The sequence below is a fragment of the Lentzea sokolovensis genome, from assembly GCF_033949975.1.
In the GTDB taxonomy this organism is placed as follows: Bacteria; Actinomycetota; Actinomycetes; order Mycobacteriales; family Pseudonocardiaceae; genus Lentzea; species Lentzea sokolovensis.
Genome location: NZ_JAXAVU010000009.1, coordinates 497,246 through 512,494, shown reverse-complemented (window position 1 = coordinate 512,494; position 15,249 = coordinate 497,246). Strand labels below are relative to the sequence as shown.

At 67.9% G+C, this 15,249-nt stretch carries 16 protein-coding genes; 5 read left to right on the top strand and 11 right to left on the bottom strand.

The genetic code is table 11. The features are described from left to right. Positions 1–9: 9 nt before the first annotated feature. Together SK854_RS19920 and SK854_RS19915 are read right to left on the bottom strand one after the other, a co-directional pair. Positions 10–609 carry a DUF3558 domain-containing protein gene (locus SK854_RS19920; RefSeq protein ID WP_319976600.1) on the bottom strand — a complete coding sequence of 200 codons (600 nt, stop codon included), beginning with the start codon at positions 607–609 and terminating at the stop codon, positions 10–12. Beyond that, a complete protein-coding gene (locus tag SK854_RS19915) occupies positions 606–1,064 on the bottom strand; it encodes a hypothetical protein (RefSeq protein ID WP_319976599.1) in 459 nt (152 codons plus the stop codon). Before SK854_RS19915 ends, SK854_RS19920 begins: the two co-directional genes overlap by 4 nt. Positions 1,065–1,270: 206 nt before the next feature. On the opposite strand from SK854_RS19915, the gene SK854_RS19910 reads away from it, so the two are divergent. The 3 genes from SK854_RS19910 to SK854_RS19900 are packed head-to-tail and all read left to right on the top strand — an operon-like array spanning position 1,271 to position 3,493. Continuing rightward, positions 1,271–1,828 (top strand): hypothetical protein, encoded by a 558-nt coding sequence (locus SK854_RS19910; protein ID WP_319976598.1) that lies wholly within the window; start codon positions 1,271–1,273, stop codon positions 1,826–1,828. After that, positions 1,825–2,595 (top strand): hypothetical protein, encoded by a 771-nt coding sequence (locus SK854_RS19905; RefSeq protein WP_319976597.1) that lies wholly within the window; start codon positions 1,825–1,827, stop codon positions 2,593–2,595. Before SK854_RS19910 ends, SK854_RS19905 begins: the two co-directional genes overlap by 4 nt. 49 nt (positions 2,596–2,644) lie before the next feature. Then, positions 2,645–3,493, top strand: a complete 849-nt coding sequence (locus SK854_RS19900; RefSeq protein ID WP_319976596.1) for an AraC family transcriptional regulator — start codon at positions 2,645–2,647, stop codon at positions 3,491–3,493. Here the strand turns inward: SK854_RS19900 and SK854_RS19895 are convergent. The 5 genes from SK854_RS19895 to SK854_RS19875 form a co-directional block, all read right to left on the bottom strand. After that, positions 3,483–4,391, bottom strand: coding sequence for an ADP-ribosylglycohydrolase family protein (locus tag SK854_RS19895; protein ID WP_319976595.1), 909 nt, complete (start codon positions 4,389–4,391; stop codon positions 3,483–3,485). The genes SK854_RS19900 and SK854_RS19895 overlap by 11 nt on opposite strands. Beyond that, positions 4,388–5,644, bottom strand: a complete 1,257-nt coding sequence (gene purD / locus SK854_RS19890; RefSeq protein WP_319976594.1) for a phosphoribosylamine--glycine ligase — start codon at positions 5,642–5,644, stop codon at positions 4,388–4,390. The genes SK854_RS19895 and purD overlap by 4 nt, the downstream gene beginning before the upstream one ends. A gap of 16 nt (positions 5,645–5,660) precedes the next feature. Continuing rightward, positions 5,661–6,638, bottom strand: coding sequence for a TAXI family TRAP transporter solute-binding subunit (locus SK854_RS19885; RefSeq protein WP_319976593.1), 978 nt, complete (start codon positions 6,636–6,638; stop codon positions 5,661–5,663). Then, positions 6,628–8,517, bottom strand: coding sequence for a TRAP transporter permease (locus SK854_RS19880; RefSeq protein WP_319976948.1), 1,890 nt, complete (start codon positions 8,515–8,517; stop codon positions 6,628–6,630). The genes SK854_RS19885 and SK854_RS19880 overlap by 11 nt, the downstream gene beginning before the upstream one ends. Positions 8,518–8,641: 124 nt before the next feature. Next, the gene (locus tag SK854_RS19875; protein WP_319976592.1) at positions 8,642–8,902 is read right to left on the bottom strand and encodes a UBP-type zinc finger domain-containing protein; all 261 of its coding nucleotides are present in this window, start codon (positions 8,900–8,902) and stop codon (positions 8,642–8,644) included. Between the two features lie 20 nt (positions 8,903–8,922). Between SK854_RS19875 and SK854_RS19870 the strand changes: the two genes are divergently transcribed. Next, on the top strand, positions 8,923–10,494 hold the full coding sequence (locus SK854_RS19870; RefSeq protein ID WP_319976591.1) for a Na+/H+ antiporter: 1,572 nt from the start codon (positions 8,923–8,925) through the stop codon (positions 10,492–10,494). Between the two features lie 67 nt (positions 10,495–10,561). Beyond that, on the top strand, positions 10,562–11,644 hold the full coding sequence (locus SK854_RS19865) for a glycerophosphodiester phosphodiesterase (protein ID WP_319976590.1): 1,083 nt from the start codon (positions 10,562–10,564) through the stop codon (positions 11,642–11,644). Here the strand turns inward: SK854_RS19865 and SK854_RS19860 are convergent. The 4 genes from SK854_RS19860 to SK854_RS19845 are packed head-to-tail and all read right to left on the bottom strand — an operon-like array spanning position 11,634 to position 15,220. Then, positions 11,634–12,758, bottom strand: a complete 1,125-nt coding sequence (locus SK854_RS19860) for an LLM class flavin-dependent oxidoreductase (RefSeq protein WP_319976589.1) — start codon at positions 12,756–12,758, stop codon at positions 11,634–11,636. The genes SK854_RS19865 and SK854_RS19860 overlap by 11 nt on opposite strands. Next, positions 12,755–13,729, bottom strand: a complete 975-nt coding sequence (locus SK854_RS19855; RefSeq protein ID WP_455032264.1) for an ABC transporter substrate-binding protein — start codon at positions 13,727–13,729, stop codon at positions 12,755–12,757. The genes SK854_RS19860 and SK854_RS19855 overlap by 4 nt, the downstream gene beginning before the upstream one ends. Beyond that, positions 13,713–14,426 (bottom strand): ABC transporter ATP-binding protein, encoded by a 714-nt coding sequence (locus SK854_RS19850; RefSeq protein ID WP_319976588.1) that lies wholly within the window; start codon positions 14,424–14,426, stop codon positions 13,713–13,715. Before SK854_RS19850 ends, SK854_RS19855 begins: the two co-directional genes overlap by 17 nt. After that, complete coding sequence (locus SK854_RS19845) at positions 14,411–15,220, bottom strand: ABC transporter permease (protein WP_319976586.1); 810 nt, start codon at positions 15,218–15,220, stop codon at positions 14,411–14,413. Before SK854_RS19845 ends, SK854_RS19850 begins: the two co-directional genes overlap by 16 nt. Positions 15,221–15,249 lie beyond the last annotated feature (29 nt).

Below are 15,249 nucleotides of genomic sequence, written 5' to 3'. Positions count from 1 at the left end.
GTCTCCCCCTCACTTCAAAGTCTTGAGAGTCTCGACCGCCAGCGTGGCCGCTTTCTTCGCGTTGCCGCACAGCTGATCCTGAGACTCGCCCTTCTGGGTGGTCGGCGAGTAGTTCACGTAAAGCGCCTGACCGTCGGAAACATCCACAGCAACGGCGCAGTTGACGCCTTCGGTGCCCGTCAGAATGATTTCAGCGGCACCGAATCCTGAGACGTCCAGGAGCTTCGACGTGGTGTTCCCACCGCCGTCGAGCCAGGACCGAATATCCCTGTTCGTCAGTCCGACGACCGTGTAGGCGTACTTGACGCCATTTTCGTAGAAACACCCAGGCTGCTTCCCCAGATCCGAAACTTCGATCTGGTCAGGCACGGCCTCGGCAACCTTGATCTCCGTCATCTGCGAAGCCGTGAGCAGCTTGCACGGATCAACGCCGTTGACCTTCAGATCCGCAGGGCGCTTCGGCACCTCGACGTCAGACTTTGAGGATCCTGACGTGGGAGACCCTCCGGAGGTCGGCCCAGGCGTCCCTCCGACACCGTTCGTCGTACACGCCGCAGTCGCCACGAGAACGGACGCCGCTGCCATGATCTTGAGAATCGACTTGCTCACGCCACCGGTCCGAACGTCGTGGTGATTTCTTCTTCGGTGAAGCCGTACTGCTTGGCCGATTCCCTGAGCTGCTGGGACAACTTGTCCAGACTTTCGACGTACAGCCTGATACGACCGACATAAGAGTCATCACCCACCGTCAGGCGGCGATTCCACGCGCCTGCGATGTTCGAACTGACGATGCCTGATTCTCCGCTGTTGACATCGACGTCGAGGTGAGTCTCTGCCTTCCTGAGCGCCCTCGCCAGCACTGCGGCCTGGTCCTGAATGATCACGCCGGCCTTGAGGACGTTGTCCTTGTTGACGTGGAAGTTCTGACTGGATGGACCCGACGTCAGGCCGTCCAAGAAGGCCGATGCCGAGTGGAACGCGCTGACCGCGGCTCCGATCGCACCACCGGCTGCACCCGCGACGGCACTGAGAGCGGCATCCGCCCCCGCGCTCTCCTGTGTCACGACGTCCTACCCCCGTACGGTTGGTAACGGTTCGGTCCCGCTTCGCAGGCTACCAACGCCTGCGTAAGACGTACCTGTGGTTGGACGAAGACCACCCCTCGTTGGTTCCACATCACTCTCCGTTCCGATTCCACTGGCGGCGCGTCGCGATTCCGGTAGCTTCCGCGACTTGGGGGAGGAAGACACGCGACCACCTGGGGGAATGAGTGCACGGGCCACAACAGCCATACCCGCCACGACAGCAGCCGTACCCTGCGCAACACCCGTATCAACAGCCTTATCCGTTTCACCGGCAGCCGCCGAAGAAAAGGCGCACCGGACTGATCATCACCGCCATCTTCGCGGCGGTTCTGCTGGTCGGCGGAGGGGTTGCCGCGGCCGTCCTGTTCAAGGGGGACGGCAAGCAGGCGGCCGCGCCGGAACCTGAGGCGGCCGACACCAGCGTGATCGCTCAGAAGGCCGAGCCGGAGATGGTCAGGTACGGCGACCTGGCGGTGATCGACGCCTGCACGGTCATGCCGGCCACGCTGCTCGAAGAGATCGGCTTCCGGGACGCCGCTCACGGCTGGCACAGCCAGAGCTATCTGCCGCAGTCCGTGCCGGCCGCCGATGCCACCTCAAGGACGAGACTGACGCGATCTCCACGTGCCTCTACGAGTCGACGGCGGAGGGCGGGATCGAGCGGTTCACGCTCTCCATCAGCCAGCGGCCGTTCAACGATCTGCTTCCGGCCGACTACCAGGGCAAGGACGACACGCCGGTGACCGCGGCCGGGCTCAGGGCGTACATGAGCCCCGGCCTCAAGCCGGACAGCTTCAACGCTCGTGTCACCAGCGCGGACGTCAAGGCCCAGGCGCATCTGGGTGCGTCGAGCATGAGCAACGTCAAGGAGATCACGGACCCCAAGGCGACGTTCGTGAAGCTGCTGGAGGGTGTTGCGGCGAACCTTGCGAAAGGTCCGCAAGGCAGGACCACGCACGTGCACACGGGACGGTACGAGAGCGTGCCGAACGCCTGTGACGTCCTGAGCAGCCAGCGCTTCCAGGACATCACGAACGGCAAGGACTCCGGTGTGGTCGAGGGGGACTACTACGAGCGCGAGACCTACGAGCGGTTCGAGAACGACAAGAACGAGGTGCGGTACTTCTACTCGAACCCGCAGGAGTGCAGGCGGCTGTCGCCGGAGTGGTTCAACGCCGCGGAACGCAGTCGGGGCAAGGCGTTGAAGATCAGCCTCAGGACGTATCGGGACGCCGAGATGGCGGTCAAGGACGCGCAGGACTGCAACCCGGCCTCGCCGTCGCGCAAGATCACGGGCGAGGCGGTGATGAGCACGGAGAAGATCGGCGACTTCGCGGCCTGCAGCTACCTGGTGGGCGACTCGCCGACCATCTCCTTCGTGGCCGGACGCACGCAGGTGCAGCTCACCGGGTACGGCGACTGGGCGCCGGACGACCCCAGGACCTACGTCCAGACGTTCACGCCCATCGCGCAGAAGGTGGCGGACGAGGTCCGGCAGGCGATCGGATAGGGCACAGCTAGTCGGGTGTGAAGGCGTCGAGCCCCATAGCGTTGACCACGTGCTGGAACGACTCAACGAGGCCATGGCCCGCATCGAGGACGACCTCGAAGGCGAGGTGGACGTCAAGGTGCTCGCGCGGATCGCGGGCACCAGTGAGTACCACCTGCGCCGGATGTTCAGTGCGCTCGCCGGGATTCCGCTGAGCGAGTACATCCGCCGCAGGAGGCTCACGAAGGCGGCGAACGAGGTCCTCAGTGGACGGGGGTCGTTGCTCGACGTCGCTGTCAGGTGGGGTTATGGGTCCAACGAGGCCTTTGCGCGGGCTTTCAAGGCTATGCACGGGGTTGGGCCTCAGGAGGCTCGGGCCAGCAAGAAGGTGTTGCAGTCGCAGCAGATTCTCACGTTCAGACTGGTTGTGGAGGGGAGTACGAGCATGGAGTACCGGGTGGTCGAGAAGGAGGCGTTCCGGGTGGTCGGCCGGGGGACGCGGGTGCCGTTGGTGCACCTCGGGATGAATCCCGCGATCGTCGAGTTCGTCAAGGGCATCGGGATGCCTGCGCTGGACCGGATGAAGGCGCTCAGTGACGGGGAGCCGGGAGGGATGCTGGCTCTCACCTTCAACCAGGAAGGGGTCGAGGAGGGCGACATGCTCGACTACTTCCAGGGGGTGGTGACGAGCGCAGAAGCGCCGGAGGACATGGAGACCCTGCAAGTACCGAAGAACACGTGGGCTGTGTTCACGGCTGAGGGGCCGTATCCCGAGACGATTCAGCACATGTGGCGGGACGTGTACACGCAGTGGTTCCCGTCCAACAGCTACGAGAGCGTTGAGGGGCCGTCGATGTTGCGCACGCAGATCAACGGTGACCAGGCGACCGCGGAGTTGTGGATTCCCGTCACCAGCTGAGGACGAGGCGTTCCATCACGTCTCGCAGTTCCAGAACGGCGAGCCAGTCGGCGGGGATGACGGTGACGCCGTCGCGGGCGCCGAGGATGTTGCCGCAGATCGAACCCGTCGAGTCGCTGTCGCCCGAGTGGTTCACGGCGACGCGCAGAGCGGTGGGGAAGTCCGGCGCCACCAGGGCGGCGTGCAGGCCGATGGCCAGGGCCTCCTCGCCCACCCAGCCGCCGCCCAGTTCGGACTCGATCTCCTCCGGGGTCAACGGGCCCAGGCCCATCACCTTGTCCAGCAACGAGGTCTGTTCCTCGTGGCCGTCCCAGCGGACCAGTTCGGCGCGGGCCACGGCGACAGCGGAACGCAAGTCCGCACCAGCCAGCAACGCGTGGACGATCGCTGCCAGGGCGCCTGCGGACAGGTAGCCGCTCGGGTGGTGGTGCGTCATCTTCGCCGTGCCGACGGCGAGCTCGAAGACCTCGCGCACGTCGGACGACCAGACGGCGACCGGGGCGGCGCGCATCACGCCGCCGCAGCCCTTCGAGTTGTTCTTTTCGTTGTGCTTCAACGCGGTTATGCACGTGTGGCCCGGCGCCCGCCGTGAGTGCAGGCGCTGGTCCGCCATCAGCCAACCGTCCGAAGCGACCTCCGGGCCGCCCTGCGTGTGCAGCCAGCGCGCGTAGGCGGCCCGCACGGTCAGGTGCGGGTCGATGCCCAGATTCCTTGCCAGCAAAAGACCTTCGAGTGTGAACAGCACCATCTGGGTGTCGTCGGTGATCTCCAGCGCGGGGAGGTCGACGACACCCGCGGGGCCGTGCTGGCGGCGGATCGTGTCGATCGACGAGAACTCGATCGGCGCGCCCAGGCCGTCGCCGACGGCACCGCCCAGCACACACCCGAGCAGGCTCACGGCAGTGTGATCTTCCCGTCGATGGCCTTCGAAGCGATGTCCGAACGGTGGTGCGAGCCGGTGAGGTGGATGTCCGCGATGCGCTTGTAGGCGCGGTCACGGGCCTTCGACAACGACTTGCCGGTGCCCACGACCGACAGCACGCGGCCGCCCGCCGAGACCACGGCGCCGTCCTCACGGCGACGCGTGCCGGCGTGCAGGACGCCCTCGGCCTCCGAGCCGGTGATCACGTCACCGGTGCGCGGGCGGTTCGGGTAGCCCTCGGCCGCCAGGACGACGGTCACGGCGTAGCCGTTCTCCCACTCCAGAGCGGGCAACGACGCCAACGAACCATCAGCCGCCGCCAGGAACAGGGCGGAGATCGGCGACTTCAGCAGCGCGAGGACGGACTGGGTCTCCGGGTCGCCGAAGCGGCAGTTGAACTCGATCACCTGCACGCCGTTGGACGTCAGCGCCAGGCCCGCGTACAGCAGGCCGACGAACGGCGTCTCCCGTGCGCGCAGCTCGTCGACGACGGGCTGCACGCAGCGCGAGACGATCTCGGACACCAGGCCGTCGGGCGCCCACGGCAACGGCGCGTAGGCGCCCATGCCGCCGGTGTTCGGGCCGGCGTCGCCGTCGCCCACGCGCTTGAAGTCCTGCGCCGGGATCAGCGGCACCACGGACACGCCGTCGGTGACGCAGAACAGCGACACCTCGGGGCCGTCGAGGAACGACTCGAGCAGCACCGGGTGGCCGCCGTCGAGCAACGTCATCGCGTGCGCACGGGCCGCGGCCAGGTCGCCGGTCACGACGACGCCCTTGCCGGCGGCAAGGCCGTCGTCCTTCACGACCCACGTCGGGCCGAACCGGGCCAGAGCGGCGTCCAGGCGCGCCGGGTTGTCCACGACCTCGCTGTGCGCGGTCGGCACCCCCGCGGCGTTCATGACGTCCTTGGCGAACGCCTTGGACCCCTCGATGCAGGCAGCGGCCTTCGACGGACCGAAGCACGGGATGCCGAGCGCTCGGACAGCGTCCGCGGCCCCGACCACCAGCGGTTGTTCGGGGCCGATGACGACGAGGTCGGCCTTCCACTCCTTCGCGAGGCCGGCGACGGCCGAGGCATCGGCGACGTCGACGCCGTAGAGCTCGGCGTGCCCGGCTATGCCGGCGTTGCCCGGCGCGCACGCCAGGGCAGTCAGCTGCGGGTCGCGCGACAACGCGAGGACAAGGGCATGCTCACGGGCTCCAGACCCGATGACCAGGACGCGCACGAGGGCTCACAGTAGTTCAGCCGAGCGCCTGCTTCGCCCCTGGGTGCAGCGGGACCGGGTCGGACGCCGAGGCCTTGTCCTTCGAGATGTCCTTCACGGCCGGGTGGACCTTCTCCAGGTCAGCCTTCTTGTCGAAGATCAGCTTGGTGACGGCGCAGGCGTTGTTGGCCGCGAAGTCCTCGCGCACGAGCAGCAGGTTCGGCACCACGATCGTGGGAACCTCGGCCACCCCGTAGGTCGCCGCCGGGATCGGCGCCGTGTCGTACACCGGGCTGATCTTCTTCATCTCCGGCAGCAGCGGGGTGATGTCGATGAACTTCACCTTGTCCTTCAGCGACGTAGTGATGTCCGTGATCTGCGGCGTCGGCAGCCCGCCCGACCAGATCAGGCCGTCGATGCTGCCGTCCTTCATGCCGTCCGCGGTCTTGGTCAGGTCGAGCCGCTGGGCCTGGACGTCGGAGTCGATGTTGAGCCCGGCCGTCTTCAGCAGGCGCCCGGCGATCACCTCGGTGCCGGACTTCGGCGAGCCGGTCGAGATCCGCTTGCCCTTCATGTCGGCCACGGAGTTGATCCCGGCGTCCGCCCGGACGAGCACCTGCGTGTAGTTCGGGTAGATCCGCGTCAGCGCCGCGATCTTCTCCTTCTTGCCGTTGAACGCCCCGGTGCCGTTGACGGCGTCCGCGGCGGTGTCGGCCAGCGAGAACGCGATGTCGTACGTGCCGGCGACGAGCTGCTGGATGTTCTGCACCGACGCGCCGGTCTCGGCGGACGAGGCCTTCAGCTTCGAGTTGTCGGAGATCAGCTTCGCCAGACCGCCGCCGACCACGAAGTACACGCCACCGGAGTTGCCGGTCGCGATCGTGATCCGCCCGTCCGACGCCTCACAGGACGCGCCGCCACCCGACGCGTCCGGCGTCGTGGGTGTGCGCTTGCCGCCACACCCGGAAACCACGAGCGCCAATGCGATCGCACCGATCGCGTACCTACGCAGCATCACGAACCCTCCCACGGGAAACCAGGTGTACCGCCACGGCCACCACGAGGAACCCGGCCCCGATGGCGATCGTCAACGGCTGCAGATAGAGCAGGAACAACGCGGCCGGCACGCACAGCAGGCGTTCCGGCAGGCGGGCGGGACCGAACAACCAGCCGCCCGTCAGCACGGCGAGAGCGGCCACCCCCAGCGCGGACGCGCCGAACGCCCACACCGAGTCCAGCAACGGCCCGCGCAGCAGCAGAGCGGCACCGCCGTCGGTCAGCACGAACGCCAGCGGCACGAGGAACGCGGGCAGCGTGTACTTCCACGTCTGCCACATCGTCTTCATCACGTCGCCGCCGGTCAGCGCCGCGGCGGCGACGGCGGCGAGCGCGGTCGGCGGCGTGACCTCGGACAACACCGCGTAGTAGAAGATGAACATGGCGGTCTCGGCGGGCTCGACGCCCAGCGTGATCAACGCCGGCCCGATCACGACCCACGAGATGATGAACGACGCCGTCACCGGCACCGCCAGCCCGAGCACCGACACCGCCACGGCCGCGAGCACCGCCGTCAGCATCAGCACCACGACGGGTTCCGAGGTCAGCGCCGAAGCCAGGTCCACCAACGACCCCGCAAGCGCTTGCCCCAGCCCGGTCTTGGTGATCGTCGAGGTCACCACACCGGCCGCCGCGCACACCGCGATCACCGGGAACGCCGAGCGCACGCCCACCGACAGCGCGTCCGCGATCAGTCGCAGCCACTCCCGCCGGTGGTTGATCAACGCGAACAGCGCGGCCACGCCCGTCGCGTACACGACGGCCTTGTAGACCGGGATGTCCAGCGCCAGGAAGACGATGATGATGAAGAGCGACAGGAAGTGGTACCAGCCGAGCTTCAGCACGTCCCAGAACCGCGGCGCGTCCACGTCCACCGGCTGCGCCCCGAACCGCCGCGCGTCCGCTTCCACGGCCAGCGCGATGCCCAGGTAGTAGAGCAGCGTCGGGATGATCGCCCAGATCAGCACTTCCAGGTACGAGACCTGCAGGTACTCGGCGATGATGAACGCCGCCGCGCCCAGCGTGGGCGGCGACAGGATCGCCCCGATGCCGGACGCCGCGAGCAGCCCGCCCGCGTTCTCCTTGGGGTATCCGGCCTTCTGCAGCATCGGCCACGTCACGGCGCCCAGCGAGACCGTCGTGGCGGTGCCGGAACCGGACACCGTGCCGAGCAGGAAGCCCGCGGTCGCCGCCGTCCGTCCGGGAGCGGTCCGCGACTTCCGGAAAGCGGCGAAGCTGACGTCGACGAAGAACTTGCCCGCGCCGGAGGCGTTCAGCACTGCGCCGTAGATCGTGAACAGCACGATGTAGGTCGCCGCGACGTCCAGCGGAGTGCCGTAGAACCCGCTGGCGTCGTTGAAGAAGCCGTTGATGATCTGCGGGAAGTCGACGCCGGAGTGCGAGATCGACCACGCCGGCGGCAGGAACCCGCCGTAGTAGGCGTAGGCGATGAACGCCAGGCACACCACCGGAAGCACCCAGCCGGTCGTGCGCCGGCAGGCCTCCAGGATCAGCACCAGCAGCACCGAGCCCGCGACCACGTCCAGCGTCGAGAGCTGGCCCTGCCGGTTCAGGAACTCGTCGAAGCCCCCGAACAGCGGATACGCGCCCACCAGGAAGGCGAGCCCGGCCAAGATCCAGTCCCACCAGGGCGGTGTGTGCCCGCGGCCGTACGCGAGGAACACCAACGGCAGCGTCACCGCCAGGAAGATGATCAGGTAGTACTGGCTTCCCTTGGCGAACGGGAAGAACACCTGCTTGAGCACCAGGAGCGCGATCAGCAGGCCGGCGATCCACAGCGCCCGCTCCCACCGGGGTGAGAGCGAACGCGACGGCATCTCCTCGTCATGCTCCGCGACGATGCGGGCGAGGTCCGGGTTGGCCACGAACCGACCGTACTGTGGGGCCGATCACAGCCCCAGAGGATCATTCCAAAGGAACTGCAAAGACTTCAGAGCGAGATCAGACGATGGCACTGTCCACATAGCACCAGCGCCAGTTCTCGCCGGGCTCGTACGAACGCATGACCGGATGCTGGGACGAGCCGAAGTGCGCCGTCGCGTGCCGGTGGGGGCTTGAGTCGCAGCACGCCACGTGCCCGCAGGAGAGGCACATCCGCAGATGAGCCCAGTTGCGCTCGCCCAGGGCAAGGCAGTCGACGCAGTCCTCGGCCGACTCCGGTTCCACCAATTGAGGCAGAGCTGCCACGTGCGAACAGGTCATGACGTCCAACATTACGCAGAATGAGCGGCATGCAAGGGCCTGAGCTACTGCTGCTTCTCCTCGGGGCGTTGATCGTCACGTCCATCGCGCGCCGCCTGAACTGGTCGGCGCCGCTGGTGCTGGTCGCCGTCGGCCTGGTGGTCTCGTTCATACCCGGCGTACCGGAGTTCCAGCTCGATCCCCACCTGATCCTGGTGCTGGTGCTGCCGCCGCTGCTCTACAGCGCCGCGCTGGACAGCTCGTACCTCAACATCCGCGCGAACCTGCGGCCGATCGGACTGCTCGCGGTCGGGCTGGTGCTGTTCACGACGCTGCTGGTCGGCATCACGGCAAGCCTGGTCTTCCCGGACCTGCCGTTCGCCGCCGCGCTCGTGCTGGGCGCGGTCGTGGCGCCGCCGGACGCCGTCGCCGCGGTCGCGATCGGCCGCAAACTGGGCTTGCAACGCCGCGCGATGACGCTGCTGGTCGGCGAGAGCCTGATCAACGACGCCACGGCGCTGACCGCGTTCAAGGTCGCGGTGGCGGCCGCAGCGGGCACGGCCATGCACCCGATCGCGAGCGTCTGGATGTTCGTGTACATCACGGCAGGCGGCATCGCGGTCGGGCTGCTCGTCGGCGTGGTGGTCCGCTACCTGCGCAAACGGCTCTGCGAGGGCGTGCTGGAGAGCGCGCTCGGCCTGCTCGTGCCGTTCGGCGCCTACCTGCTCGCGGAAGAGGGCCTGCACGCGTTCGGCATCCAGTTCTCCGGGGTGCTCGCTGTCGTCGTCGCCGGCCTCTACATCGGCCACAACTCACCGCGCGGCAAGTATTCGACACGGCTGCAGGACGCGGCCGTGTGGCGGTCTGCGGACGTGCTGCTGGAGTCGTTCGTCTTCGCGCTCATCGGCCTGCAGGTCTCGTCGATCATCAGCAACGTCGACCTGAACGCGAGCCTGCTCCTCGGGGCGGCCGCGGTGGTGTTCGCGGCGATCGCGGCGCGGTTCATCTGGATGTACCCCGCCTCGTACGTCCCGATCTACACGTCCCAACGCAGGCGGGAACGCGAGGGCACGCCGCACCTGGGCCAGGTCACCGTGATCGCCTGGGCGGGCATGCGCGGCGTGGTCACGCTCGCGGCCGCGGCGGCGATCCCGCCGGAGGTGCCGGGGCGCGACATCATCGTGTTCTGCGCGTTCGTCGTGACGATCAGCACCCTGCTCCTGCAGGGCATGACGTTGCCGTGGGTGATCAACAAGATCGGCTTCGAGGGCGACGACGCCCGCAAGGACGCGCTGGCGGAGGCGCAGGTGCAGCACCGGGCCGCGCAGGCGGCGGTCACCAGGCTCGACGAGGAGATCGAGGACGTCCCCGAGCACGTCCGCGACCAGCTGCGATCGCTCGCCGAACACCGGGGCAACGCCGCGTGGGAACGGCTCGGGCGGCAGGAGGAGGAGAGCCCGGCGGCCGCCTACCGCAGGCTGCGCAGGGTGATGCTCAGCGCCGAACGTGACGAGTTCGTCAAGGCGCGCGACGCCGGTGAGATCGACGACGAGGTGCTGTTCCGGGTCATGCGGGAACTGGATCTGGAGGAAGCGGCACTGTCCCGTGAGTAACCGTTCACCTGCTTTTCGTGTTGCGATGCTTGGGTTCCGCTCTCAACACAAAACGGGAGGTCGAACGATGTATCGGAGAGGTCTTGCCGCCGTAGTTCTCGTGTTCGCGGGTGCGGTGGTGGCGTCCCTGCCCTCCGCCTCCGCACACGACGACAAGGGTCCGATCGTCATCGGGCACCGCGGCGCGTCGGCGTACCGGCCGGAGCACACGCTCGCGGCGTACGAGCTCGCGGCTCGCATGGGTGCCGACTTCATCGAGCCCGACCTGGTGCCCACCAAGGACGGCAAGCTGGTCACCCGGCACGAGAACGAGATCGGCGGCACCACGAACGTCGACTCCAAGCCTCAGTTCGCCGACCGCACGAAGACCAAGACCATCGACGGTGTCGCGATCACCGGCTGGTTCACCGAGGACTTCACGCTCGCCGAGCTGAAGACGTTGCGCGCCGAGGAACGCATCCCGGCCATCCGCCCGCGCAACACCCTCTACGACGGCCGGTTCGAGATTCCGACGCTGCAGGAGGTCATCGACCTCTCGAAGCGCCTGTCCCGCGAACTGCACCGCGAGATCGGCATCTACCCGGAGACCAAGCACCCGACGTACTTCAAGTCGATCGGTCTCGCGCTGGAGCCGAAGCTCGTCGACGCGCTGAACCGCAACGGCCTGAACCGGAGCAGCGCCAAGGTCTACGTGCAGTCGTTCGAGGTCGCGAACCTCAAGGAGCTCAACAGGTCGCTGCGGGTGCCGATCGTGCAGCTGGTCAACGGTTCCGGCGCGCCGTACGACTTCATCGCGGCCGGGGACAAGCGCACCTACGCCGACCTGGTCACCCCGGCCGGTCTGCGCGAGGTGCGCGGCTACGCGGACGGCGTCGGGCTCACCAAGGACCTGATCATCCCGCGGGACGCCAACGGGTTCCTCAAGGCGCCGACCACGGTCGTGAAGGACGCCCACAAGGCCGGTCTGATCGTGCACTCGTGGACGTTCCGCAACGAGAACTCGTTCCTGCCGGCGGACTTCCGGTCCTCGACCGACCCGGCCGCGTACGGCCGGGCCTTCGAGGAGTACGACCTGTTCTTCCAGCAGGGCATCGACGGCGTGTTCGCGGACAACCCCGACACGGCCGTGGAGGCCAAGGTCAAGCGGTAGCGAGTGCGAGCGTGCGGTCCCCGTCGAGCAGCCCGCGCTGCTTGAGCAGGGGCCGCACGCCTTCGCCGAACCAGTACGCCTCTTCCAGGTGCGGGTAGCCGGACAGCACGAACTCGTCGATCCCGATGGAGTGGTACTCCTCGACGAGATCCGCGACCTCGGAGTGCGACCCCACCAGCGCCGTTCCCGCGCCACCACGCACGAGTCCGACACCGGCCCACAGGTTCGGATAGATCTCCAGCCCGCGCACGCCGCGGCTGAGGTCTCCGCCGTGCAGCGCCAACATCCGTTGCTGGCCAACGGATTCCGACGCGCCCAGCTGTTCCTGGGCCTTCGCGACGACGGCCGGGTCCAGCGCGTCGAGCAGCTTCGCGGCGGACGCCCAGGCTTCCGCCGAGGTGTCCCGGCTGATCGTGTGCAACCGGATGCCGAACCGGATCGGGCGATCGGTGAGCGCCCGCACCCGCGCGATCTTCTCCGCCACGTCGGCGGGCGGTTCGCCCCAGGTCAGGTAGACGTCGGCCCGTGCGGCCGCGACCGGTAGGGCGGCGTCGGACGAACCGCCGAAGTAGATCGGCGGAACGGGGTCCGGCGCGGCCAGCAGCGTGGCGTCCCGCACCTGGTAATGCCTGCCCTGGAACGTGTACGGCTTCCCGGTCCAGATCCCGCGCACGACCTGGAGGAACTCGTCGGTGCGCTCGTAGCGCTGGTCCTTGTCGAGCCAGTCGCCGAACCGTTGCTGCTCAACGGAGTCGCCGCCGGTCACCACGTTCAGCAGCAACCGCCCGCGCGAGATCCGCTGGTACGTCGAGGCCATCTGCGCGGCCAGCGTCGGCGACAGCACGCCGGGCCGGAAGGCCACCAGGAACTTCAGCGTCTTGGTCTGCGCGATCAACGCGGCCGTGGTCAGCCAGGCGTCCTCGCACCACGTGCCGGTCGGCGTGAGCACGCCGGTGAACCCGACCTGCTCGGCCGTGCGCGCGATCTGCGCCAGGTAGTCGATGTCCGGGTCACGACGTGCCCCGGCAGCCGGCGCGCGGTTGGCGTGGAAGTGCTCCACGACCGTGCGGCCGTCACCGGAGGTCGGCAGGAACCAGTGCAGCGTGATGCTCATGCGAGATCTCCCTGGAACCTCGTGTCGACGAACTTCGCGAAGTCGACCTTGCCCGGCAGGGTCTTGTCCTCGGTGAACGCGTCCGCGAGCTCCTGCTCGGACTTGATCACCGTGTCGTCCAGCTTCACCACCGTGTCGCCGTTGCGCTGAACCGCGGCAAGCGCCACCTCGTACTTGAGGCCCGTCTCGGCCGCCCACGCCTTCGCCCACTCCTCGCGGTGCGTGTCGGCCCACTTCTGCGCCTTGTAGTACCGGATCAGGTACTCCTTGAGCGCCGGGTTCTTCCCCTTGTCCTCCAACGCCTTCTTGCCCGCGACCTGGAAGCCGTAGCCGTTCGACCTCCCCTCACCGGTGGTCAGCACGCGTGCCTTGGCCTCCTGCTGCGCCTGCGCGGTGTAGGGATCCCAGACCGCCCACGCGTCGACCTTGCCCTGCGTGAACGCGCCGTACGCGTCGGCGGGCTGCAGGAAGTTCAGCGTGACGTCCTTGGTCGTGAGACCGGCCGAGCGCAACGTCAGCAGGACCTGGCCGTGCGCGGAACTTCCCTTGGCCACAGCGATGTTCTTGCCCCTGAGGTCGCCGACCGACTTCAACGGCGAGCTCTCCGGAACGAGGATCGCGTCCGCCTCCACCTGGCCCTTCGACACGCCGACGGCGGCGATCTTGGCGTTCGCGGCGGCGGCGAAGATCGGCGGCGTGTTGCCGACCGCGCCGACGTCGATCGCGCCCGCCGAGGCGGCTTCGAGCAGGGGCGGGCCGGAGGTGAACGTCGACCACTCGATCTTGTACGGGAAGTCGTTCAGCAGACCGGCCGCGGTCAGCACCGACTTGGCGCCGCCCTTCTGGTCGCCGACCTTGAGCACGACGTCGGCGGCCGGGGTGTCCTGGGACTGCGCGGCCGTGGAGCACCCGGTGGTGAAGAGGATCGCGGCGAGAAGGGCGAGCAGCTTTCGGTCAGGCAGCTTCTTCAACGTCCACTCCCAGATCGGCGAGCACGCGGGTGCGTTGCTCCACAACGGATGCCCGGCGGCGCGGGCGGGGCAGGTCGACGTGGTGCGTGGCGACGATCCGGCCCTCGTCGAGCACGAGGATGCGGTCGGCCAGCAGCAACGCCTCGTCGACGTCGTGCGTCACGAGCAGCACGGCGGGCTTGTGCCTGGTCCACAGGTCTTCCACCAGGTGGTGCATGGCCAGCCGGGTCAACGCGTCCAGCGCGCCGAACGGTTCGTCCAGCAGCAGCACGTCCGGTTCGCGCACCAACGCCCGCGCGAGCGAGACCCGTTGCGCCTCACCGCCGGACAACGTCAGCGGCCACGCGTCGGCGTGGTCGGTCAGCCGCACTTCTTCCAGCGCCTTCAACGCGACCGTGCGGCCGTCCGTCTTGTGCAGGCCCAGCGAGATGTTCCGCCAGACCTTGCGCCACGGCAGCAGACGCGGCTGCTGGAAGGCGATCGACACCGTGCCGGGGACCTCGGCCTGGCCTTCGACCTCGCGGTCCAGGCCGGCGAGGATGCGCAGCAACGTCGACTTGCCGCAGCCGCTGCGGCCGAGCAACGCCACGAACTCGCCCGGCTGGACCTCCAGGTCGATGCCGTCCAGCACAGTTCGCGGACCGAAAGCCTTGCGCAGACCACGAACACTCACGGCCGGCTTCACCGGGCTTGCCATCGCAGGATCCTCCTTTCCAGCAACCGCACCAGAGCGTCCGTCGTCAGGCCGAGCAGCGCGTAGACCACGAGACCGACGACCACGACGTCGGTGCGGAGGAACTCACGGGCGTTGTTGATCAGGAAGCCGAGGCCGGCGTCGGCGTTGATCTGCTCGGCGACGATCAGCGACAGCCAGGCGGTGCCGAACGCGATCCGCAGTCCCACCAGGGTTTGCGGCACGGCGGACGGCAGCACGACGTGCACGATCCGTTCGACCCGGCTGTAGCCGAGCACGCGCGCCGCCTCGACCAGGCCGGGATCGGTCTGCCGGATCCCGGCGTGCAGGTTGAGGTACAGCGGGAACGCCACCCCGGCCGCGACCAGCGCGAGCTTGGGCTCCTCGCCGATGCCGAACCAGAGGATGAACAGCGGGATCAGGCCGAGGTGCGGCAGCGTCCGCAACATCTGCACCGGCGGATCCAGCAATGTCTCGCCCCAGCGGGAAAGGCCGGAGGCGAGCCCCAGAACAACGCCGGCAAAGCCGCCTATCAGAAATCCGAAGAAAACGCGTCCGATCGACACCGCGAACGCTTCGCCCAATTGGCCGTCCGCGATCAGCTCACCGGCCGATTGGGCAACCGTGAGCGGAGAAGCGAGTTTGTCGGACGACAGCACACCCGTTGAGCTGGCCAGTTGCCACAGCAGGACCAGCGCGACCGGGCTGATCCAGCGCAGCGGCAGCTTGAACTTCCGCGCCTGCGAAGGCGTCGCGGTTTTCGGCCGCGCGGCCACTCCCGCTATGGACAAGGTCATGGGCGGAAGTACAGGCGAGCCCACGAGAT